Source organism: Streptomyces sp. DSM 116793, from assembly GCF_057320905.1.
This window is the reverse complement of record NZ_CM170494.1, coordinates 1,372,730-1,395,030: the sequence shown is the minus strand read 5'-3', so window position 1 is coordinate 1,395,030 and position 22,301 is coordinate 1,372,730. Positions and strand designations below refer to the sequence as shown.

14 protein-coding genes and 2 pseudogenes are annotated in these 22,301 nt (G+C 72.2%); 10 read left to right on the top strand and 6 right to left on the bottom strand.

Annotated elements, in window-relative coordinates:
* The first annotated feature begins 33 nt into the window (after positions 1-33).
* From ACSMXW_RS05910 to ACSMXW_RS05900, 3 genes and pseudogenes are all read left to right on the top strand, one after another.
* Entirely contained in the window at positions 34-612 is a 579-nt protein-coding gene (locus ACSMXW_RS05910) for a TerD family protein (RefSeq protein WP_485804405.1), read from the top strand.
* Positions 613-760: 148 nt separating this feature from the next.
* Positions 761-2,737, top strand: coding sequence for a TerD family protein (locus ACSMXW_RS05905; RefSeq protein ID WP_485804404.1), 1,977 nt, complete (start codon positions 761-763; stop codon positions 2,735-2,737).
* 282 nt (positions 2,738-3,019) lie between these two features.
* Positions 3,020-3,979, top strand: a pseudogene (locus ACSMXW_RS05900) (TerC family protein); the annotation flags it as partial.
* A 320-nt stretch (positions 3,980-4,299) separates the two neighbouring features.
* On the opposite strand, the gene ACSMXW_RS05895 reads toward ACSMXW_RS05900, so the two are convergent.
* Positions 4,300-5,358, bottom strand: coding sequence for a S66 family peptidase (locus tag ACSMXW_RS05895; protein ID WP_485804403.1), 1,059 nt, complete (start codon positions 5,356-5,358; stop codon positions 4,300-4,302).
* Between the two features lie 270 nt (positions 5,359-5,628).
* On the opposite strand from ACSMXW_RS05895, the gene aroQ reads away from it, so the two are divergent.
* Entirely contained in the window at positions 5,629-6,102 is a 474-nt protein-coding gene (gene aroQ, locus ACSMXW_RS05890; RefSeq protein WP_485804402.1) for a type II 3-dehydroquinate dehydratase, read from the top strand.
* Positions 6,103-6,522: 420 nt separating this feature from the next.
* Here the strand turns inward: aroQ and ACSMXW_RS05885 are convergent, their stop codons facing one another.
* A complete protein-coding gene (locus ACSMXW_RS05885; RefSeq protein ID WP_485804401.1) occupies positions 6,523-7,179 on the bottom strand; it encodes an MBL fold metallo-hydrolase in 657 nt (218 codons plus the stop codon).
* Between the two features lie 162 nt (positions 7,180-7,341).
* On the bottom strand, positions 7,342-8,031 hold the full coding sequence (locus ACSMXW_RS05880; protein WP_485804400.1) for a maleylpyruvate isomerase family mycothiol-dependent enzyme: 690 nt from the start codon (positions 8,029-8,031) through the stop codon (positions 7,342-7,344).
* 259 nt (positions 8,032-8,290) lie between these two features.
* On the opposite strand from ACSMXW_RS05880, the gene uvrA reads away from it, so the two are divergent.
* A complete protein-coding gene (gene uvrA, locus ACSMXW_RS05875) occupies positions 8,291-11,206 on the top strand; it encodes an excinuclease ABC subunit UvrA (RefSeq protein ID WP_485804399.1) in 2,916 nt (971 codons plus the stop codon).
* A gap of 370 nt (positions 11,207-11,576) precedes the next feature.
* On the opposite strand, the gene ACSMXW_RS05870 is transcribed toward uvrA, so the two are convergent.
* The 3 genes and pseudogenes from ACSMXW_RS05870 to ACSMXW_RS05860 all read right to left on the bottom strand — a co-directional run bounded on the left by ACSMXW_RS05870 (position 11,577) and on the right by ACSMXW_RS05860 (position 14,952).
* Positions 11,577-12,491 carry a carbohydrate kinase family protein gene (locus ACSMXW_RS05870; protein WP_485804398.1) on the bottom strand — a complete coding sequence of 305 codons (915 nt, stop codon included), beginning with the start codon at positions 12,489-12,491 and terminating at the stop codon, positions 11,577-11,579.
* Positions 12,492-12,817: 326 nt separating this feature from the next.
* Positions 12,818-13,834: pseudogene (locus ACSMXW_RS05865) on the bottom strand (LacI family DNA-binding transcriptional regulator); the annotation flags it as partial.
* 170 nt (positions 13,835-14,004) lie between these two features.
* Positions 14,005-14,952 (bottom strand): hypothetical protein, encoded by a 948-nt coding sequence (locus tag ACSMXW_RS05860; RefSeq protein WP_485804397.1) that lies wholly within the window; start codon positions 14,950-14,952, stop codon positions 14,005-14,007.
* A gap of 333 nt (positions 14,953-15,285) precedes the next feature.
* Between ACSMXW_RS05860 and uvrC the strand changes: the two genes are divergently transcribed.
* From uvrC to gap, 5 genes are all read left to right on the top strand, one after another.
* On the top strand, positions 15,286-17,388 hold the full coding sequence (gene uvrC, locus ACSMXW_RS05855; protein ID WP_485804396.1) for an excinuclease ABC subunit UvrC: 2,103 nt from the start codon (positions 15,286-15,288) through the stop codon (positions 17,386-17,388).
* On the top strand, positions 17,385-18,446 hold the full coding sequence (gene rapZ, locus ACSMXW_RS05850) for an RNase adapter RapZ (protein WP_485804395.1): 1,062 nt from the start codon (positions 17,385-17,387) through the stop codon (positions 18,444-18,446). Before uvrC ends, rapZ begins: the two co-directional genes overlap by 4 nt.
* Positions 18,443-19,519 (top strand): gluconeogenesis factor YvcK family protein, encoded by a 1,077-nt coding sequence (locus ACSMXW_RS05845; RefSeq protein ID WP_485804394.1) that lies wholly within the window; start codon positions 18,443-18,445, stop codon positions 19,517-19,519. Before rapZ ends, ACSMXW_RS05845 begins: the two co-directional genes overlap by 4 nt.
* On the top strand, positions 19,510-20,499 hold the full coding sequence (whiA, locus tag ACSMXW_RS05840; RefSeq protein WP_485804393.1) for a DNA-binding protein WhiA: 990 nt from the start codon (positions 19,510-19,512) through the stop codon (positions 20,497-20,499). The genes ACSMXW_RS05845 and whiA overlap by 10 nt, the downstream gene beginning before the upstream one ends.
* Positions 20,500-21,156: 657 nt before the next feature.
* Positions 21,157-22,161: a type I glyceraldehyde-3-phosphate dehydrogenase gene (gap, locus tag ACSMXW_RS05835; RefSeq protein ID WP_485804392.1), complete on the top strand. Its 1,005-nt coding sequence runs from the start codon at positions 21,157-21,159 to the stop codon at positions 22,159-22,161.
* Positions 22,162-22,301 lie beyond the last annotated feature (140 nt).

The following is a 22,301-nucleotide window of genomic DNA, read 5'->3' as shown; positions in this document are numbered from 1 at the left end:
GCCCAGGGGACAGTGCGAGAGGGGAACGAGCGCGTGTCGGTCAACTTGTCCAAGGGACAGGGCATCAGTCTGCAGAAGAACGACGGGGGCACCCTGTCCGCGGTGCGCATGGGACTCGGCTGGAAGGCGGCCCCGCGGCGCGGGCTGTTCGGCTCCCGCACCCGGGACATCGACCTCGATGCGTCGGCCGTCCTGTTCGCCGAGAAGCAGCCGGTGGACGTCGTCTTCTTCCGCCACCTCGTCAGCGACGACGGCTCCGTGCGGCACACCGGCGACAATCTGGTCGGCGGCGTCGGCGAGGGCGGCGACGACGAGTCGATCCTCGTCGACCTCCAGCGCGTCCCGGTCCACATCGACCAGATCGTCTTCACGGTGAACTCCTTCACCGGCCAGACGTTCCAGGAGGTGCAGAACGCCTTCTGCCGCCTGGTCGACGAGACCAACGGCCAGGAACTGGCCCGCTACACGCTCGACGGCGGCGGCGCGTACACCGCACAGATCATGGCCAAGGTGCACCGTTCGGGTCAGGGCTGGCAGATGACGGCCCTGGGCGCCCCTGCCAACGGCCGCACCTTCCAGGACCTGATGCCGGCGCTCCTGCCGCACCTGTAGGGGACGGGCGCCGCATCGCCGCGTCGCCCGGCGACGCGCACACAGGACCGGCCGGCGCGGCCGGAGTGGACCGGAAGGGCCCGCGCCGCGGGCCGTGGGGGCGGGGCGTGCCGGCGGGCGCCGCCCGGACACAGGGGGAGCGAAGACGATGACGGCCGAGCTGGTCAGGGGAGAGAACCATCCCCTCACCCGGACCCGTCTGGAGATCCGGGTGTCGGCCGGCAGTCCGGTCGTGGCGGGAGCCACACTCGGCGACGAGCGGGGCAGGCTGCTCGGCCCCGACCAGCTCGTCCACCCCGGCTCGCCCACGCTGCCGGGACTGGAGGTGTCCCAGCAGGCGGCCGCCGTCCACCGTCTCGCCGTGGACCTGGACGCGCTGAAGGCCGCCGTGCACCGCGTCAGCGTGCTGCTCGCCCTGCCCCGGGACGTGGGCGGCCCGGCCAGGTTCGGCGCGGTGGCCGCTCCCTTCGTCGCGGTGACCGGACTCGACGGCACCGAGATCGCCAACTACACCATCACCGGCCTGGACACCGAGTCCGCCGTCATAGCGGTGGAGCTCTACCGCAGGCAGGGAGCCTGGAAGGTGCGCGCCGTCGGCCAGGGGTACGCCGGCGGCCTCCCCGATCTCCTCGCCGACCAGGGACTCCCCGAGGCAGCCCGGCACGCGGCGGAGATCCACGAGGCGGTGGCACAGGGCATCGCCCGCTCCGTCGCGGCGCCGCCGCTCCGCCCTCCGGCGGGCACCCGGACACGGCCGGCCGGCCAGGGCACCGCGGCGGGCACGGGCACCCAGCCGGCCGTCCCGGTCCAGGCCGGCGTCCAGGCGAGTCCTGCCGGAGGCACCCCGGGCCCCGCCGCGCAGGGCGCACCGGGTGATCCGGGGGAGACCACGAGGACGGACGCGCCCGGCGCGGACCCAGTCGACCACACCGGCCCAGCCCGCCCTGCCGCGGTCCCTTCACCCCCGTCCGCCCCACCGCCGGACCGTCCCGCGCCGCCCGTCGCGGGCGACGCCACCGGTTGGACCATGGACGAGCGGCTGTACAACCAGGTCTGGGGCATGTTCGAGGACCTGGCCCGCAGTATGGCGGCCTACCGCAGCGCCGTCGACTTCGCCGACTCCCGACGGGAGCAGGAGCTGGACAAGGCGTTCGCCGACCCGCGCAACCGCCTCGGGGCCGCCGGCGACGCCGCCCGCGCGGCGGCGGACGAGCGGCACAGGGACCTGATCGAGCAGGCCCGGCAGGCGCTCGACCGGGACCTGGCGCAGCTCACCGCCGAGTCCGAGGTCGTCGAGCCCGCCCTGCCCGCCGCCTACGCCCGCTGGGACAACCCCGTCTGGCAGGTCTACCAGGTCCCCGACGAGCCCTCCATGGCGGTGCGGCTCGGCGATCTGCACCTGCCCGAGAGCGCCGGTCTGCGCATCCCGATGCTGGTACGGCTGCCGCTGGAGCGCGGCCTGTGGATCGACTGCGGTCACACCGGTCCGGAGTTCGCCGTCCTCGTGGGCCCCGACGAGCTGCGCCGGCTCGCCGCGGAGAGCGCTGCCGCCCTCGCGGCACGGCTGCTCGCCGCGCACCCCGCGGGTGAGTGTGCCGTGCACATCATCGACCCCACGGGCTCGGGCGCCGAACCGCTCGGCCCGCTGCTGCGCTCCGGTGTGCTCGGCGAGCCGCCGGCCGCGGGCGCCGCCGGCATCTCGGCCGTGCTCGCCCGGCTGACCCGGCGCGTGGACCTCGTCCAGATGGCGGCTCGGGGCGGCGCGGCCGACGCCCTGCCGCCCGACGTGGACACCGCGCAGCACCTGCTGATCGTCCATGATTTCCCGCACGGCTTCGACGACCGCGCGGTGCACCAACTCCGCTACCTGGCCGACGAGGGCCCCGCCGTCGGCGTCCATCTGCTGGTGATCGGCGCCCGCGAGGACGCCGCCGCGTACGGACCACTGCTCGACCCGCTGTGGCGCTCGCTGCTGCGCCTCACACCGGTGCCCGACGACCACCTGGCCGACCCGTGGGTGGGGCATGCGTGGATCTACGAGCCGCTGCGCGTGCCGCCCGGCAGTCGGGTGCTCCAGCAGGTGCTGACGCAGGTCGCGACGGCCCGTCACCCGTGGAACCGCTGAGCCCCCGCTTTCACCGCCCCTGGAATCGCCGGCTCCCGAACATCACCAGCCCCCACGGAACCACCGGCCCGGGGAACCACTGCTGGTAACCACCGGCCCCGGGGAGCACGGGGTCCCTCACCCCGGCTCCCGTTGAGCATCTCTGCGAGAGCTTCACCCTTGACTTTACCGTTAATTGGGAATACCTGTAGTATTCCTTTAAGTGACGGGGGCTCCGCGCGTCTGGGACCTCCGAGCAGCGACAACGCCAAGAGCTTGACGTGCCGAACTGCCGGAGGCGCAGTGGACGTTTCCCTGACGCTGTGGGTCCTGACCATCGCGGGTCTGGCCGTGCTCATCGCGGCCGACTTCGTCATCGGCCGCACTCCTCACGAAGTGTCCATCAGGGAGGCCGGGGCGTGGACCGCCATCTGGGTGGCCCTCGCGGCGCTTTTCTGTGTCGGGCTGATGGTGTTCGCGGGCGGGCAGCCGGCCGGGGAGTTCGCCGCCGGTTACATCACCGAGAAGTCGCTCAGCGTCGACAACCTCTTCGTCTTCGTCCTGATCATGGCGAAGTTCTCGGTGCCCACCCTGTACCAGCAGCGGGTGCTGCTCCTCGGGGTGCTGATGGCCCTGGTGCTCAGGGCGGCCTTCATCGCGGCCGGTGCCGCGATCATCGCCAGCTTCGCCTGGGTGTTCTACATCTTCGGCGCCTTCCTCGTCTGGACGGCCTGGAAGCTGATCCAGGACGCCCGCAAGGGCGGACACGAGGAGGAGTTCGAGGAGAACCGGCTGCTGAGGTCCCTGGAGCGGCGGTTCGGTGTGGCCGACCGCTACCACGGCACCAGGCTGTGGATCCGCCGGAACGGCAAGCGTGTCATGACGCCGATGCTGGTCGTCATGCTCGCCATCGGCACGACCGATGTGCTCTTCGCGCTCGACTCCATTCCCGCGATCTTCGGCCTCACCCAGGACCCGTACATCGTCTTCACCGCCAACGCCTTTGCGCTGATGGGCCTCAGGCAGCTCTACTTCCTCCTCGGCGGCCTCCTCAGGAGGCTGGTGCACCTGAGCTACGGGCTGTCGATCATCCTCGGCTTCATCGGCGTCAAGCTGATCCTGCACGCCCTCCACGAGACGGGTGTGCCGGCCCCGGAGATCTCCACCCCGATCTCGCTGGGTGTCATCTGCGTGGTTCTCATCGTCACGACGATCACCAGCCTGATGGCCTCCGCACGGCAGGCTCCCACGGAGCCGGCTGAGCGCACAGAGCCCACAGAGCGCACAGAGACCACACGGTCCGCGGAGCCGCCGGGGCCCACGGGACCCACGGGGCCTGCGGAGCCGTCCGGGCCTCAGGAGCCCCGGACGGGCGTGGAGGCGGAGCAGTCCCGGCGGCGCCCCGAGCCCCGTCACGGAACGGGGGCCACGAGGGCGCCCGAGGACCACCCGGAGTCCTGGAGAAGGCGCTGACGCGCCTCAGTACGGTTCCCCGGAGCCGGAGCCGGAGCCGGAGCCGGAGCCGGAGCCGGAGCCGGAGCCGACGGCCTGACCGCCTCTCCTCACTGTGACGCCGACGTGCCTCAGTACGTCACCGTGATGCTCCGCGCCGGGCCGTCCACCCGCACCTCGCCGCCGTACGGGATCACCACCTGCGGGTCCGTGTGGCCGAGGTCCACATCGAAGACGGTCATCATGTCGGGGGCGTACGCAGCCAGCGCGCGCAGCACGGCCTCGCGCTGTAGCCTCCCGTGACGTGCCCTCGCGGCGGCGTCCTGGGGGCGCTCGAAGGACCAGGCCTTGGCGCGGCCCATCAGCAGCGCGGAGAACCGCCGCAGCAGCCCCCGCTCGCCCATGTTGCGCAGCATCCGGAAGACCTCGACGTCACTGGGCAGCTCCTCGGACGTCTCCAGGAACAGCACGCCGCCGTCCAGGAATGCGGGATCGGGAATCTCGCGGTCCGCGGCCAGCAGCCAGGAGACGTTCTCCAGATTGCCGCCCCAGCAGCGGCCGGACACGATCCGCTCGGGGCGGTGCCAGATCCAGCCGCCACCCGGCTCGGTCACCGGCTCGGCGTCGAACGTCCGCGGGTCCTGCCAGGGACGGTTGACGTCGGTGAAGCGGTCCGCGGGCCGCAGCTGGTAGGGGCCGGACGTGAAGAGCGCGGCGCGCAGCGACTCGGCGGTCAGCGGCGCCATCGCGCCCGGGCGGCCCAGCTCGACCATCACGGTGGCGCCGTGGTAGCCCACGATGCCCGAGCCGAAGAGGTACGCGAGGAGGTTGGTGTTGTCGCTGTAGCCGAAGAACGGCTTCGGGTTCGCCCGGAGCAGCGCGCGATCCAGCAGGGGCAGCACGGTGATCTGGTCGTCGCCGCCGATGCTCGCCATGACCGCCTTCACGGACGGGTCGGCGAACGCCGCGTGCAGGTCGTCGGCGCGCTGCCGCGGCGAGGCGCCCATCTTCCGTGTCGTGGGGTACTCGACGGGTTCGAGCCCGAACTCCCTGCGGAGCCGGTCGAGTCCCAGCTCGTAAGGGCGTGGAAAGATCTCCGGCAGGCCCGCGGAGGGGGAGACGACGGCGATCCGGTCGCCGGGGGCGGGCTTGGGCGGCGTGACGAAGCCGTCGGAACCTCTCGCGGTCATGTCCGGAGCGTAGGCGGGCGCCCCAGGCCGGCGCACCACCTTAAAGCCGGCGCGTCACTTCCGAAGCTGGCGCGCCACCGTGGGAAACCGGCGAGCCACCGCGGGAAACCGGCGAGCCACCGCGGGAAACCGGCGCACCACCGCGGGAAACCGGCGCACCACCGTGAAAGCCGGCGCACCACCGTGAAAGTGGGCGCACCACCGTGAAAAGCGGCCGTGCGCAGCGTGATAGACCGTCTCCGGAACGCTGCCGAAAGCCCGGAGGATCCCGTGCCCCGCACCCTCGCCACCGCCCCGATCATGGTCCTGAACGGCCCCAACCTGAACCTGCTGGGCAAGCGCCAGCCGGAGATCTACGGTTCCGAGACGCTCGCGGACGTGGAGGCCCTGTGCGCCCGGACCGCGGCGGCACACGGCGGGACGGTGGACGCCCGGCAGTCCAACCACGAGGGCGAGCTCGTCGACTGGATCCAGGAGGCCCGCGAACACCACGCGGGCATCGTGATCAACCCCGGCGCCTACTCCCACACCTCCGTCGCCATCCTCGACGCGCTGCACGCCTGCGACGGCCTGCCCGTCCTGGAGGTGCACGTCTCCAACATCCACCGGCGCGAGGAGTTCAGGCACCACTCGTACGTCTCGCGCCGCGCCGACGGGGTGATCGCGGGCTGCGGCATCCAGGGCTACGCGTTCGCGGTGGAGCGCATCGCGGCCCTGCTGGCGCCTGCCGCGGCACGCGCGTAGGGCTCCGGCCGGGGGTCGAGCCGAGGCCGGGGCCGCCTACGCCGCCTCCGCCCGGCCGCTGTGTCCGCCCCACGGGCTCCGTGCCTGCCCCGTGCCGCGTACTCCGCGCCCCCCGTGCCGCGTACTCCGCGCCCCCCGTGGCCGCGTGCTCCGCACGTCTCCGCGGCGCCACGGTCCGGAGTGTGGTCCGCACAGAGGCGAATAGTGCCTGGTCAGGGGTCTGCCGCGGGGCGCTCGGGGCCGATTGTCAGTGGGGGGTGCCACGATCGGGGTATGAACGTACTGCTGGGCGTCCTGCTGCTGGTGCTGCCGGCCGTACTGCCTGCCCTGCTGCTGGTTCCGCCCGCCGAGCGCGGGCTGCGCGGGGGTCTGTCGCGGGCGCGCCGGTGCCGGCGGCCGGGGGTGTCCGGCCGCCGGTGCTCACCAGCCGCGTTCGCGCCACTCGGGCAGGTGCGGGCGCTCGGCGCCGAGCGTGGTGTCGTTGCCGTGCCCGGGATAGACCCAGGTCTCGTCGGGGAGCGGATCGAAGATCTTGGTCTGCACGTCATTGATCAGGCTCGCGAAGGCCACCGGGTCCTTGCGGGTGTTGCCGACGCCCCCGGGGAAGAGGCAGTCGCCCGTGAAGACGTGCGGGTGGCCGTGCGGATCGTCGTAGATCAGCGCGATCGAGCCCGGCGTGTGGCCCACCAGATGGCGGGCCGTGAGCGCCACCCGGCCGACGTGCACGGTGTCCCCGTCCTCGACGAGCACATCGGTCGGCACGGGGATTCCCTCGGCGTCATACCGTCCGGCATAGGTGCGCGCCCCGGTCGCCGCGACGACCTCGCCGAGAGCCTGCCAGTGGTCGCCGTGCTGGTGTGTCGTCACGACCGAGGCGATGCCGTCGTCGCCGATCAGTGTCAGCAGGGTGGAGGCGTCGGCCGCCGCGTCGATCAGGAGCTGTTCGTCCGTGGCACGGCAGCGCAGCAGATAGGCGTTGTTGTCCATGGGGCCGACGGCCACCTTGGAGATCATCAGCTCCTGCAGCTCGTGCACATCAGCGGGCCCGCCGACCCGCACCTCTCCGGTGTATGTCATGGCACGCAGCCTACGCAGACAGCGTGGGCCTGGAGGGCAGGGCGGGCATACCCGTCCGCCCGCCGGAGCGGACCCGCCCGCCGGAGCGGATCCGGTGGCCATGGGCGGCCGGATCCGGTCCTGTGGCCGGTTCGCCGCGGCCGGCGGCCGCTCGGCGGCGGCCTACAGCGCTGGCAGTGCGGGAAGGCCCCCGCCGGTGACCTTCAGGCCGGTGCCGTCGCGCCGGCCGCTGAGCCACCCGAGCAGGTCGGCGGGGGAGCCGCTGACGTGTACCGGGCCGCCGGCCGCGCCCGTGCCGGTCTCCCGGGTGCGGTCGCCGTCGGCGGCCAGCGTGGTCGCGGGTACGTCCCGGTGTCCGGCGAAGCGCTGGGCGAGATAGTCGAGGGCTCGCTCGGTGAAGTCCCCGGGGAGCGACTCCAGGGTGTAGCCGATGCCGAGGTCGATATGGTGCAGCTCGACCTCGACCAGGCGCCGGAAGGGCACGCGGGACGCGCTGTCGGTGACGCCGTTGCGCAGCACCACCGTGCGGGACCAGTCCGCGGGTGCCGCGGCGGCCTCCTGGAAGCGGTCCGCAACGGCGCGGAGATCGGCGAGCTGCACGTCCAGGGGGCGCGGCGCGTCCCGCTCCAGGTCCGCCTCCCTCGTGTCGGCGCTCCCGTACATGGGACGGCCGGCCAGGACGTTCACCAGGGCGTCGGCGTTCCTGGCGAGATGGGCGAGGACGTGCCCCCGGGTCCAGCCGGGCAGCAGGGACGGTTCGGCCACGGCCGTGGGGGCGAGGCCGGCGACTGCGCCGAGCAGCCGCTCCGTCGCGTCACGTACAGACTCAAGGTCGCGCACATGATCGATCATGGCTTCGACCATAGCCGTGCCACACGTTCGGGTGAAGCCGGTCGCCCGCCTCCGCAAATCGAATGCACGTGCTATACCCTCGGTCGAGGCATCGGGCATGCTTGGTAGTCCGGGGCAGCATGCGAGTGATGCTCCAGGACATGACAGCTTCTTCCAGCGACCAGGCGACCCCGCCCCTCGCTGACGGCGGCCCCCCATAGCCTGTGGGAGACGGGGGCCCCGCCCTCGTCGTCTTCTCTCAAGAAAGGTGCGGACCGGCGTGGCCGACCGTCTCATCGTCCGTGGCGCGCGCGAGCACAATCTGAAGAACGTCTCGCTCGACCTCCCGCGTGACTCGCTCATCGTCTTCACGGGTCTCTCGGGCTCCGGCAAGTCCTCGCTCGCGTTCGACACGATCTTCGCCGAGGGCCAGCGGCGCTATGTCGAGTCCCTGTCCTCGTACGCCCGGCAGTTCCTCGGGCAGATGGACAAGCCGGACGTGGACTTCATCGAGGGCCTGTCGCCCGCGGTCTCCATCGACCAGAAGTCGACCTCGCGCAACCCGCGTTCCACGGTCGGCACCATCACCGAGGTCTACGACTACCTGCGCCTGCTGTTCGCGCGCATCGGCAAGCCGCACTGCCCGGAGTGCGGCCGCCCGATCACCCGGCAGTCGCCGCAGGCGATCGTCGACAAGGTGCTCGAACTGCCCGAGGGCAGCCGCTTCCAGGTGCTGTCCCCGCTGGTGCGCGAGCGCAAGGGCGAATTCGTCGACCTCTTCTCCGACCTGCAGACGAAGGGCTACAGCCGCGCCAGGGTCGACGGGACGACCCTCCAGCTCTCCGACCCGCCCAAGCTGAAGAAGCAGGAGAAGCACACCATCGAGGTGGTCGTCGACCGCCTCACCGTCAAGGACAGCGCCAAGCGCCGCCTGACGGACTCGGTGGAGACCGCACTCGGCCTCTCCGGCGGCATGGTCGTGCTCGATTTCGTCGACCTCCCCGAGGACGACCCCGAGCGCGAGCGGATGTACTCGGAGCACCTCTACTGCCCGTACGACGACCTCTCCTTCGAGGAGCTGGAGCCCCGCTCCTTCTCCTTCAACTCCCCGTTCGGCGCCTGCCCCGACTGCACCGGCATCGGCACGCGCATGGAGGTCGACCCCGAGCTGATCGTCCCCGACCCGGAGAAGTCCCTCGACGAGGGCGCCATCCACCCCTGGTCGCACGGCCACACCAAGGAGTACTTCGGGCGTCTCGTCGGGGCCCTCGCCGACGCACTCGGCTTCCGTACCGACATCCCCTGGGCGGGCCTGCCGCAGCGCGCGAGGAAGGCCCTGCTGAACGGCCACAAGACGCAGATCGAGGTCCGCTACCGCAACCGCTACGGCCGCGAGCGGGTCTACACGACCCCCTTCGAAGGTGCCGTGTCGTACGTGAAGCGGCGGTACAGCGAGGCGGAGAGCGACGCCAGCCGTGAGCGCTTCGAGGGCTATATGCGCGAGGTGCCCTGCCCCACCTGCGACGGCACCCGCCTCAAGCCGGTCGTCCTCGCCGTCACGGTCATGGGGAAGTCCATCGCCGACATCTCCGCGATGTCGATCAGCGACTGCGCCGAGTTCCTCCGCGGGCTCACCCTCAACGCCCGCGACAAGAAGATCGCCGAGCGTGTCCTCAAGGAGGTCAACGAGCGGCTGCGCTTCCTCGTCGACGTCGGCCTGGACTACCTCTCCCTGAACCGCGCCGCGGGCACCCTCTCCGGCGGCGAGGCTCAGCGTATCCGGCTCGCGACCCAGATCGGCTCCGGCCTCGTGGGCGTGCTCTACGTCCTGGACGAGCCGTCGATCGGCCTGCACCAGCGCGACAACCACCGCCTGATCGAGACCCTGGTCCGGCTCCGCGACATGGGCAACACCCTCATCGTCGTCGAGCACGACGAGGACACCATCAAGGTCGCCGACTGGGTCGTCGACATCGGTCCCGGCGCGGGCGAGCACGGCGGCAAGGTCGTGCACAGCGGCCCCCTGAAGGAGCTGCTGACCAACCAGGAGTCGATCACAGGCGCCTACCTGTCCCGGCAGCGGTCCATCGTGACGCCCGCCGTGCGCAGGCCCGTCGACCCCGCCCGCAGGCTCGTCGTGCGCGGGGCCCGGGAGAACAACCTCCAGGACATCGACGTCGCCTTCCCCCTCGGTGTGCTCACCGCCGTCACCGGAGTCTCCGGCTCCGGAAAGTCCACGCTGGTCAACGACATCCTCTACACCCACCTGGCCCGCGAGCTGAACGGCGCCCGCAATGTCCCCGGCCGGCACACCCGCGTGGACGGCGACGACCTGGTGGACAAGGTGGTGCACGTCGACCAGTCACCGATCGGCCGCACCCCCCGGTCGAACCCCGCGACGTACACGGGCGTCTTCGACCACGTCCGGCGGCTCTTCGCGGAGACCACCGAGGCGAAGGTGCGCGGCTACCAGCCGGGCCGCTTCTCGTTCAATGTGAAGGGCGGCCGCTGCGAGAACTGCTCCGGCGACGGCACCATCAAGATCGAGATGAACTTCCTCCCGGATGTGTACGTGCCCTGCGAGGTCTGCCACGGCGCGCGCTACAACCGCGAGACGTTGGAGGTGCACTACAAGGGCAAGTCGATCTCCGAGGTGCTCGACATGCCGATCGAGGAGGCGCTCGACTTCTTCGAGGCGGTGCCCGCGATCGCCCGGCACCTGAGCACGCTCAATGACGTCGGCCTCGGGTACGTCCGGCTCGGCCAGCCCGCGCCGACGCTCTCGGGAGGCGAGGCCCAGCGCGTGAAGCTCGCCAGCGAGCTGCAGAAGCGCTCGACCGGCCGCACGGTCTACGTGCTCGACGAGCCGACGACCGGCCTGCACTTCGAGGACATCAGCAAGCTGATCACCGTCCTGTCGGGCCTCGTCGACAAGGGCAACACGGTCATCGTCATCGAGCACAACCTCGACGTGATCAAGACCGCCGACTGGGTCGTCGACATGGGCCCCGAGGGCGGCAGCGGCGGCGGCCTGGTGATCGCCGAAGGCACCCCGGAGGAGGTCGCGGGGATCCCCGCCAGCCACACCGGCAAGTTCCTGCGCGACATCCTCGACCCGGAGCAGATCAGCGACGCGACGGCACGCGTGAAGAAGACAACCGTCAAGCGCAACGGCACCCGCAAGCGCTCCAGGTAAGACCCAGCCTCACGCTGAGGGGCTGGGGACACCCAAGCGCCCCGGCCCCTCAGCCCCGCCCACCCCTGCACAAGCCCCCGACCACCGACCGCCGGCCTGAACGCGACCGCAAGGGCCGCGATGAGGGGCGCGGGGACTTTTGCGAGCAACCATCACCGGCCGACGGCCTGAACGCGACCGCGGGCGGCTGGACGAGGGCGCGGGGAACCGCACGAGCGACCGGTCACCGGCCGGTGGTCCCAACGCGACAGCAAGGCCCCGCAGCGAGGGGCGCGCGGACTGCGCGAGCAACCGGCCGCCGACCACCGGCGAGGAGCCAACCGCACCAACCCCGGACAGGGGCGCGGGGAACTGCGCAAGGGCCGGGCGATTAGGCCAGCTCGGAGGCGAACGGCGGCTGAGCCCCCGGCCGGGAACAGGTGAGCGCGGCGGCCCGAGCCGCATACCCCAGGATGTCCCGCCAGGCCCCCTCACCCAGCGCGCCCGCCGCCTCCACGGAGAGCGCACCGTACGCGGCCAGCCGATGCAGCAGCGCTGCGTTCACCGTGTCCCCGGCACCGATGGTGTCGACCACATCGACCCGCTCACCCGGCACCGTGACCTCCCCGCCCCGGGTCAGCACCGTCAACCCCTCCGCACCGTGTGTCACCACCACCGCCGCGGGCCCGGCCGAAAGCCACTCCTTGGGGGTGCCGCCCAGCCAGTCGGCGTCCTCCTGCGACAGCTTCAGCAGGCCGGTGTACGGCAACCAGGAGCGGAAGCGGGCGCGGTAGGCGTCGGCGTCGGGGATCAGGACGGCCCGGATGTTCGGGTCCAGCGCTGTGAAGACCCCCTGCGACGCCGCCGCGCGGAGCAGCCGTTCGTAGGCGCTCGCACCGGGCTCCAGCACCAGCGAACAGGTACCGAACGACACCGCCCGGGTGCCCTCGGGCAGCCCCTCCGGCACCCCCTCGGGCGCCGAGAAGAGCCGGTCCGCCGTCCCCTCCACGTAGAACGAGTACCGGGCGGAGCCGTCCGCCCCCAGCGAGGCCACGGCCAGCGTCGTCGGCTCCGCGCCCCGCTGCACCAGGGACACGTCCACTCCCGCCGCCCGCAGCCCGTCGAGCAGCGCCTCTCCGAAGGCGTCCGACGACACCCGTGAGCAGAACGCGGTGGGGGAGCCGAGGCGGCCCAGGGCGATCGCCGTGTTGTACGGGCCCCCGCCCAGCCGAGGCGCTAGCGGGGCCAGCGGGCCGCCCGCGTCCTGCACCAGGTCGATCAGGGCCTCACCTGCGACGACGATCACGACACGGATCCTTTCACCGGGTCTTGCACGGAATCACTGGGGTCACGGGATTCCCGGGGGCCACCGGGAGCAGAAGCACTCCCGGGACCAGAAGGACTCCCGGGTTGTGAAGGACTCCTGGGTTGCGAACGGCCCCCGGGATCAGAAGGACCCCCGGGATCAGAAGGACCCCCGGGATCAGAAGGACCCCCGGGATCAGAAGGACCCCCGGGATCAGAAGGGCCCCTGGGTGGCAGCCCGGACCGGATGGCATCGGCCTGCGGGCCCCCTTGCGTGCCGGGCCCGCCAACGGCCCCCGTCGCGGCCTGGAGGGCCTGCGCACTCCCCTCCGGGCAGCCGCAGGACGTGCGGTGCACGATGGCGCACGGCAGCCGCACGGTGCGCCCCGGCCGCTCCGGCGCCGCCAGCCGGTCCAGCAGGAGCCGTACCGCGCGGGCGCCCAGCTCCGTGCTGGGCTGGCGCACCGCGGTCAGCCGCGGTTCGAAGAGGTCGGCCCAGGAGAAGTCGTCGAAGCAGGCCAGGGCGATGTCGTCCGGGACACCCAGCCGGCGGGCCCGCAGGGCGCGCAGCGCACCGATGGTCATGGCGTTGTTCGCGGTGACGAGTGCGCTGGGCGGAGCCTCCCCGGACAGGAGTGCGTGCGTAGCACGCTCGGCGCTGGCCGCCTCGGAGTGTCCGCCGGCGACCAGTCCGGGGTCGAGGGCCAGCCCGGCTCGTTCGAGGCCGGCCCGGTATCCGGCGAGCCGCTCGGCGCTGGTGCTCAGCCCCGTCAGTCCCGCGACCAGCCCGATCCTGCGGTGCCCCAGGTCCGCGAGGTGGCCGGTGAGCCGTGCCATGGGCTCCGCACCGTCCGCGCACACCTGGTCGAAGCGCCAGTCGGCGCCCTCGCCGGCGCCGGTGACGAGCCGGTCGAGGAACACGGTCGGCACCCGGTGCCGCGCCAGGTACTCCAGCAGCGCGGACGGCCGTGCGGAGGGCGCCACGATCAGGCCGTCGACCCGGCGCTCGTGGAGTAGTCGTACGACCGTGCGCTCATGCACGGGATCGTCGTGCGGATCGGCGACGAGCAGTCCGTAGCCGTGCTCCAGGGCGCTGGACTCCACGCCCTGCAGGATCTCCGTGAAGTACGGGTTGCTGATCGCGGAGACCGCCAGCCCGATGGACCTGGTCCGCGCGGTGACCAGGGAGCGGGCCAGGGTGTTGTGGGTGTACCCCAGCTCCTCGATGGCCTCCAGGACCGCCCTGCGGGTGTCGGGGCGCACCGGCCTGGTGCGGTTCAGCACATGCGACACGGTCGCCACGGAGACGCCCGCCCGCCGGGCCACATCGACCATCGTCGCCATCGCAGTCACCCCCTCGGCCCGCCGAACGTACCGCATGGGCGGCGCCCGCGTAAACGCTTACGTAATCGCTTACGTCTCCTATGCGCCCTCTATATGAGGCCGCTTTCAGACGCACTCCCTGGGAGGGCTCTTTCCGACGCGCTCCAGGGAGCCGTCTCCTGCCCGCCGGCCTACTCCCAGTCCCAGCCGATCCCCAGCAGCCCGGGCCCTGCCTGCGGCTCCACCAGGTGGACGCATCGGTGGGCGCCGCTCAGCGGGAGGTCCCGTCGGCCGCTGCGTGCCGCGGCGGCGGACCGCTGGGTGAAGCGGTGGCAGCGCACCGGCAGCGTCCCCTCGGCGAAGCGCACCTGGAGCACGTACGGGCCGGCCGAGAGCCCGAAGCCGCGGACGTACTCGTGCGAGGGGCCCGCGGTGCCGTCCTGGAACGCGTAGCGGAACACATGGGTGTCGCCGGGGCGCAGCAGCGTGTCGAAGAGCAACTCGGCGACCACGTCGCCCGTCTCGCGGCTCCACGCCACCCGCCCGATGCGGCAGTTCTCCAGGGCACGCACCGACATCCGCTCAGGGTCGCACCCCGGATCGCCGTGGTGCACCGCCATGTACCGGTCGCCGCCCCGCCCCGCCGCGCGCACCACGAGCTGGGAGTCGCAGCAGCGCAGTTCGCGCCGGGCGCCGATGCGGACCCGTTCGTGGTGGCACAGCGTCTGCAGTTCCCCGTCCTCCGGTGCGCCCAGCTCGGACAGCATCCGCTCCAGCGCCCCGGAGGCCGCCGGCCGGCCGCGGTACGAGGCCCCCGTGGACTCCCGCGCGCCGGCCTCGGGCGCGGGAAGGGCCAGCAGGCGGATCAGCGACTCGCGGGGGAGCCGGAGGATCTCCTCCAGGGCGCGGACCGCCCGCATGGACTCGTCGCGCTGCGGGCGCCGGGCGCCCTGCTGCCAGTAACTCAGGCTCGTCATGCCGACGTTGACGCCACGCCGCGCCAGATGGTGCTGCACGCGCTGGAGCGACAGGCCCCGGGCACCGATCGCCGCGCGCAGGGCCACATGGAACGGGCCGGAGCTCAGGGCCGCCGCCAGCTCCGCCGCGGCGGTGTCCGCCGAGTGTGTGCCGTGCCGCATGCAGGGGGCCTCTCTGTGCTGGTGGACGCCGTCCGGCCGGAGCCGGGCAGGTCTGCTGAAGGTGGGGTACAGGCCGGGGAGACGGCACGGCGACCGGGAGGGAGAGAGCCGGTCGGGGCCCGTACGGCCGTGTGTGTCCGCACACCGTGCCACGGCCCCGGTCCCCCCGCATCCGAAAGTTGTTGACCTGGACGCGACAACGCCCGAAAACCTGGCCACCGCGTCCCAAAACAGCTCCGTCGCCGGTCGTCCGCCGCGCTCCGTTGCCCGAGCGGGCGCGTCAGGGGCCTGAGCGGCGACACGTTGTCGGTGCCCGCCGTTAGGGTGTGAGACATGGCAGACCCCTCCAGCTACCGACCCAAGCCGGGACAGATCCCCGACTCCCCGGGGGTCTACAGGTTTCGCGACGAGCATCGCCGTGTGATCTACGTCGGCAAGGCGAAGAGCCTGCGCCAGCGCCTGTCGAGTTACTTCCAGGACCTGGCGGGCCTCCACCCACGCACCCGCACCATGGTCACCACGGCCGCCTCCGTGGAGTGGACCGTCGTCGGCACCGAGGTCGAGGCCCTGCAGCTGGAGTACTCCTGGATCAAGGAGTTCGACCCCAGGTTCAACGTCAAGTACCGCGACGACAAGAGCTATCCGTACCTCGCGGTCACGCTGAACGAGCAGTTCCCGCGCGTGCAGGTGATGCGCGGCCGCAAGCGCAAGGGCGTGCGCTACTTCGGCCCGTACAGCCACGCCTGGGCCATCCGGGACACGGTCGACCTCCTGCTGCGCGTCTTCCCGGTGCGCACGTGCTCCACCGGCGTCTTCAAGAACGCCGCCCGCACCGGCCGCCCCTGCCTGCTCGGCTACATCGACAAGTGCTCGGCGCCCTGCGTGGAGCGCATCACCCCGGAGGGCCACCGGGAACTCGCCGAGGAGTTCTGCGACTTCATGGCCGGCCGCACCGGCACCTATCTGCGCCGCCTGGAGCGGCAGATGGCCGAGGCGTCCGAGGCGATGGAGTACGAGCGGGCGGCCCGGCTGCGCGACGACATAGAAGCGCTCCGCAAGGCGATGGAGAAGAACGCCGTCGTCCTCGCCGACGCCACCGACGCCGACCTGATCGCCCTCGCCGAGGACGAGCTGGAGGCGGCCGTGCAGATCTTCCACGTCCGCGGCGGCCGGGTGCGCGGCCAGCGAGGCTGGGTCACCGACAAGGTCGAGGAGGTCACCACGGGCGACCTCGTCGAGTCCGCCGTCCAGCAGCTCTACGCCGAGGAGAGCGGTGACGCGGTGCCCAAGGAGGTGCTGGTCCCCGCCCTGCCCGAGCCCGCTGAGCCGGTCCAGGAGTGGCTCGCCGGCCGACGCGGCTCGCAGGTGTCGCTGCGGGTGCCGCAGCGGGGCGACAAGCGTGCCCTGATGGAGACCGTCCAGCGCAACGCCCAGCAGGCCCTCGTCCTGCACAAGACCAAGCGCGCCTCCGACCTCACCACCCGCTCGCGCGCCCTGGAGGAGATCGCCGCCGCCCTGGACCTGGACAGCGCCCCGCTGCGCGTCGAGTGCTACGACATCTCCCACCTGCAGGGCGACGACGTCGTGGCGTCCATGGTGGTCTTCGAGGACGGCCTCGCCCGCAAGAGCGAGTACCGCCGCTTCCAGATCAAGGGCTTCGCCGGCCAGGACGACGTCCGCTCCATGCACGAGGTGATCACCCGCCGCTTCAAGCGCTACCTCGCGGAGAAGGAGCGCACGGGGGAGTGGGCCGGCGAGGGCGCGAGCGAGAGCCCCGCCGAGTCCCTCGCACCCGACCCCGCGGTGAGCGGCCCGGCCGGGGCGAACGGGGCCGCAGGGACCCCTGCGGGCGGCTCGGGAGCCCCCACCGGCGAGGACGGCCGCCCCAAGCGGTTCGCCTACCCCCCGCAGCTCGTCGTCGTCGACGGCGGCAAGCCGCAGGTGGCGGCCGCGCAGCGCGCGCTGGACGAGCTGGGCATCGACGACGTCGCCGTCTGCGGCCTCGCCAAGCGGCTCGAAGAGGTGTGGGTGCCCGGCGAGGAGGATCCCGTGGTACTGCCGCGCAGCAGCGAGGGGCTCTACCTCCTGCAGCGCGTGCGCGACGAGGCGCACCGCTTCGCGATCGCCTACCAGCGCACCAAGCGTGCCAAGCGCTTCCGGGCAGGCCCGCTCGACGACGTGCCCGGCCTCGGCGAGACGCGCAAACAAGCCCTGATCAAGCATTTCGGCTCCGTGAAGCGGCTGCGGTCCGCGACAATCGACCAGATCTGTGAGGTTCCGGGCGTAGGCCGCAAGACCGCCGAGACGATCGTCGCGGCCTTCGCACAGGCGGCTCCCGCCGCCCCCGCCGTGAACACGGCGACCGGAGAGATCATTGAAGACGACGAGCCCGTCTCGACGGGCACCACGGACGACCGACGGGGGCAAGAGACATGAGCGATCACGAAGAACACCGGAAGCACGGCGGCCCGCGGCCCGCCCGCCCGGAAGACCACGACACACCCGAGAACCCCGGCCCCGACGAGGACCCCCACACCCGCGACGGCCGCGACGAGCGCGGCTCCCGCACCGCCCAGCACGAGCACGGCACCCAGCTCACCGCGGTCCCGGCCGCCGAGACGCCCGGCGACGCGGCCATCCCCGAGCTGGTGATCATCTCCGGGATGTCCGGCGCCGGCCGGTCCACCGCGGCCAAGTGCCTCGAGGACCTCGGCTGGTTCGTCGTCGACAATCTGCCGCCCGCGCTGATCCCCACCATGGTGGAGCTGGGAGCCCGCTCCCAGGGCAATGTCGCCAGGATCGCGGTCGTCGTCGACGTCCGCGGCCGCCGCTTCTTCGACAACCTCCGCGAGTCCCTGGCCGACCTGGAGGCCCGGCACGTCACCCGGCGCATCGTCTTCCTGGAGTCCTCCGACGACGCCCTGGTGCGCCGCTTCGAGTCGGTGCGCCGCCCGCACCCCCTCCAGGGCGACGGCCGGATCACCGACGGCATCGCGGCCGAGCGGGAGCTGCTGCGCGAGCTGCGCGGCGACGCCGACCTGGTCATCGACACCTCCAGCCTCAACGTCCACGAGCTGCGCGCCAAGATGGACGCCCAGTTCGCCGGCGACGAGGAGCCGGAGCTGCGGGCCACCGTGATGTCGTTCGGCTTCAAGTACGGCCTGCCCGTCGACGCCGACCTGGTGGCCGACATGCGCTTCCTGCCCAACCCCCACTGGGTCCCCGAGCTGCGCCCCTACACGGGGCTCAACGAGGAGGTCGCCGCCTATGTCTTCAACCAGCCCGGCGCCAAGGAGTTCCTCGACCGCTACGCGGAGCTGCTCCAGCTGATCGCCGCCGGCTACCGCCGCGAGGGCAAGCGCTATGTGACGGTCGCGGTGGGCTGCACAGGGGGCAAGCACCGCTCCGTCGCCATGTCGGAGCGGCTCGCCGCCCGCCTTGCCGCCGAGGGAGTGGAGACCGTCGTCGTCCACCGGGACATGGGCCGCGAATGACCAAACGCTCACCTCGGCCGGGCCGGCTCCGCCAGAGCATGCTGCCGGCACAGGGCGAGAACGGCCGGGCGGGCGTGCGGATCGGCCGCGGTCTCCGCGGGCGGCGCGGGGCCCAGCCCAAGGTCGTCGCGCTCGGCGGCGGCATGGGACTGTCCGCGTCGCTGGCCGCGCTGCGCCGGATCACCGGCGACCTCACCGCCGTCGTCACCGTCGCCGACGACGGCGGCTCCAGCGGGCGGCTCCGCGACGAGCTGGGCGTGCTGCCGCCGGGAGACCTGCGCAAGGCGCTCGCCGCACTCTGCGGCGACGACGACTGGGGCCAGACCTGGGCCAGGGTCATCCAGCACCGCTTCCAGTCCCGCGGCGAGATGCACGGCCACGCGGTCGGCAATCTCCTCATCGTCGCCCTCTGGGAGCAGCTCGGCGACCATGTGCAGGCCCTGGACCTGGTCGGCAAGCTGCTCGGCGCGCACGGCCGGGTGCTGCCGATGTCCGCCGTCCCGCTGGAGCTGCGCGCCCTGGTGCGCGGCCACGACCCGGACCGACCCGACGAGGTCGGCACGGTACGCGGCCAGGCCACCGTCGCCCTCACCCCCGGCGAGGTGCAGACCGTCCACCTGGAGCCGCACGACCCGCCCGCCGTCCCGGAGGCCGTGGCGGCCGTCCTGGACGCCGACTGGGTGGTCCTGGGCCCCGGCTCCTGGTTCACCTCCGTGATCCCGCACCTCCTGGTGCCCGAACTGCTGGAGGCACTGGCCAAGACGAAGGCCCGCCGTGTCCTCTCTCTCAACCTCGCCCCTCAGCCGGGAGAAACAGAGGGCTTCTCCCCGCAGCGTCATTTGGAGGTTTTGGGACGACACGCCCCTAAACTCGCCCTGGACGTGGTGCTGGCCGACGAGGCCGCCGTGCCCGACTGCGGCTCCCTCATCGAGGCGGCGCGCGGGTTCGGTGCCGCGGTCGAGCTGGCGCCCGTGGCCCGGCCCGACGGCAGCCCCAGGCATGATCCTGAGCTGTTGGCCGCCGCGTACGACCGTATTTTTCGGATGCATGGAAGGATCGGCCCATGGCGATGACGGCAGCGGTGAAGGACGAGATCTCCCGGCTCCCCGTCACCCGGACCTGCTGCAGAAAGGCGGAGGTCTCGTCGATCCTGCGGTTCGCCGGCGGGCTGCACCTGGTGAGCGGGCGGATCGTGATCGAGGCCGAGCTGGACACCGCGATGGCGGCGCGCCGGCTCAAGAGGGACATCCTGGAGATCTTCGGGCACAGCTCGGAGCTGATCGTGATGGCCCCCGGCGGCCTGCGCCGCGGCTCGCGCTACGTCGTACGGGTGGTAGCGGGCGGTGACCAGCTGGCCCGGCAGACCGGCCTGGTCGACGGCCGCGGCCGCCCGATCCGCGGCCTGCCACCGCAGGTGGTCTCGGGGGCCACCTGCGACGCCGAGGCCGCCTGGCGCGGCGCGTTCCTCGCCCACGGCTCGCTCACCGAGCCGGGCCGCTCCTCCTCCCTGGAGGTGACCTGCCCCGGGCCCGAGGCGGCCCTCGCGCTGGTCGGCGCGGCCCGGCGGCTGCAGATCGCGGCCAAGGCCCGGGAGGTGCGCGGCGTGGACCGCGTCGTCGTCCGCGACGGCGACGCCATCGGCGCGCTGCTCACCCGGCTCGGCGCCCATGAGTCGGTGCTGGCCTGGGAGGAGCGCCGGATGCGCCGCGAGGTGCGGGCCACCGCCAACCGCCTCGCCAACTTCGACGACGCCAACCTCCGCCGCTCGGCCCGCGCCGCCGTCGCCGCCGGCGCCCGGGTGCAGCGCGCCCTGGAGATCCTCGGCGACGAGGTCCCGGAGCACCTGGCGGCCGCGGGGCGCCTGCGCATGGAGCACAAGCAGGCCTCCCTGGAGGAGCTGGGCGCCCTCGCCGACCCGCCGCTGACCAAGGACGCCGTCGCGGGCCGCATCCGCCGCCTGCTCGCCATGGCCGACAAGCGCGCCCAGGACCTCGGCATCCCCGGCACGGAGTCCAGCCTCACCGAGGAGATGGCGGAGAACCTGGCGGGCTGAGCGGATCGCGGGCGCCGACGGGTGCGCCTGCCTGCCGTGCCGCACCGGCTCGTTCGCTCGAAGCCCCACAGACGTGCGCCCGAGCCGCGGGCGTTGCGCCCCGCAGGGGCGCGTGGCACTGCGCGACCAGCCGCAAGGACCCGTGGCAGGGCACCCGGTCACTGAGGTGGTCAAGGCCGCCACGAACACGTGGACCGTCCTGCCGTGCCGTCCTGTTGCGTCGGCACCGGCGCCACGGGCGGCTGAAGATCCACTGGAGCCGGCCCCCTGCCGAGGCGGTCCCCTGTCGAGGCGAGCCTCTGCCGAGGCGGTCCCCTGTCGAGGCGAGCCTCTGCCGAGGCGGTCCCCTGTCGAGAGCGAGCCCCTGCCGAGGCGAGCCCCTGACGGGAGGGCGAGCCCCTGCCGGGCCCCCGCCGCGAAGGGGGCCCGGGCTCCGACCGGAGCCGCGCGCGCCGCGTTTCCGCCCCCCGTGTGACCGGCGCGCACACCGTGCGCCGGAGCCTCCGCCCTACTGGCGGGTAATGCATGCGACGCCCGGATCAGGGGCCTGTTCGATGTCACTCCGTGGCCCCCGGAGAGGTAGGGTCGTATGCGGTCGGGGACATCCCATACAACTCGCCGGCGTCGAAACCGGCGTACCAACGAGGAGATCGGTTCGTGACGATCCGCGTAGGCATCAACGGCTTTGGCCGCATCGGTCGTAACTACTTCCGCGCGCTGCTGGAGCAGGGTGCAGACATCGAGATCGTGGCTGTCAACGACCTGGGTGACACCGCGACCACCGCTCACCTGCTGAAGTACGACACCATCCTCGGCCGCCTCAAGGCTGATGTGTCGAACACCGCCGACACCATCACGGTGGACGGCAAGACGATCAAGGTGCTGTCCGAGCGGAACCCCGCCGACATCCCCTGGCGCGACCTGGGCGTCGACCTCGTCATCGAGTCCACCGGCATCTTCACCAAGCGTGACGACGCCGCCAAGCACCTCGCGGGCGGCGCCAAGAAGGTCCTCATCTCGGCCCCGGCCAAGGACGAGGACATCACCATCGTCATGGGTGTCAACCAGGACCAGTACGACCCGGCGAAGCACCACGTCATCTCCAACGCCTCCTGCACCACCAACTGCGTGGCGCCGCTGGCCAAGGTCCTCGACGAGAACTTCGGCATTGTCAAGGGCCTGATGACGACGGTGCACGCGTACACGAACGACCAGCGCATCCTGGACTTCCCGCACAAGGACCTGCGCCGCGCCCGCGCCGCCGCGGAGAACATCATCCCGACCACCACCGGCGCCGCGAAGGCCACCGCCCTGGTGCTCCCGCAGCTCAAGGGCAAGCTGGACGGCCTGGCCATGCGCGTCCCGGTGCCGACCGGCTCGGTCACCGACCTGGTCGTCACCCTGGAGCGCGAGGTCACCAAGGACGAGATCAATGCCGCTTACCAGAAGGCGGCCGAGGGCGAGCTGAAGGGTCTGCTGGAGTACACGGCCGACCCGATCGTCTCCTCGGACATCGTCTCCTCCCCGGCCTCCTGCACCTTCGACTCGCTGCTCACCATGGCCGAGGGCACCCAGGCCAAGGTCATCGGCTGGTACGACAACGAGTGGGGCTACTCCAACCGCCTCGTCGACCTCACGGTCTTCGTCGGCGGCCAGCTCTGACCCGTATCCGGTACGGCAGGCACCTCGACGTGTAGGACAGGGTCCGGGCGCGCGCCGGTACAGCGCCGCCCGGGCCCTGTCCCATGTGCGGGGTCCCTGCCGCATATGCCATCGGATGCGCAGCGCCAGCCCAGAGCCTT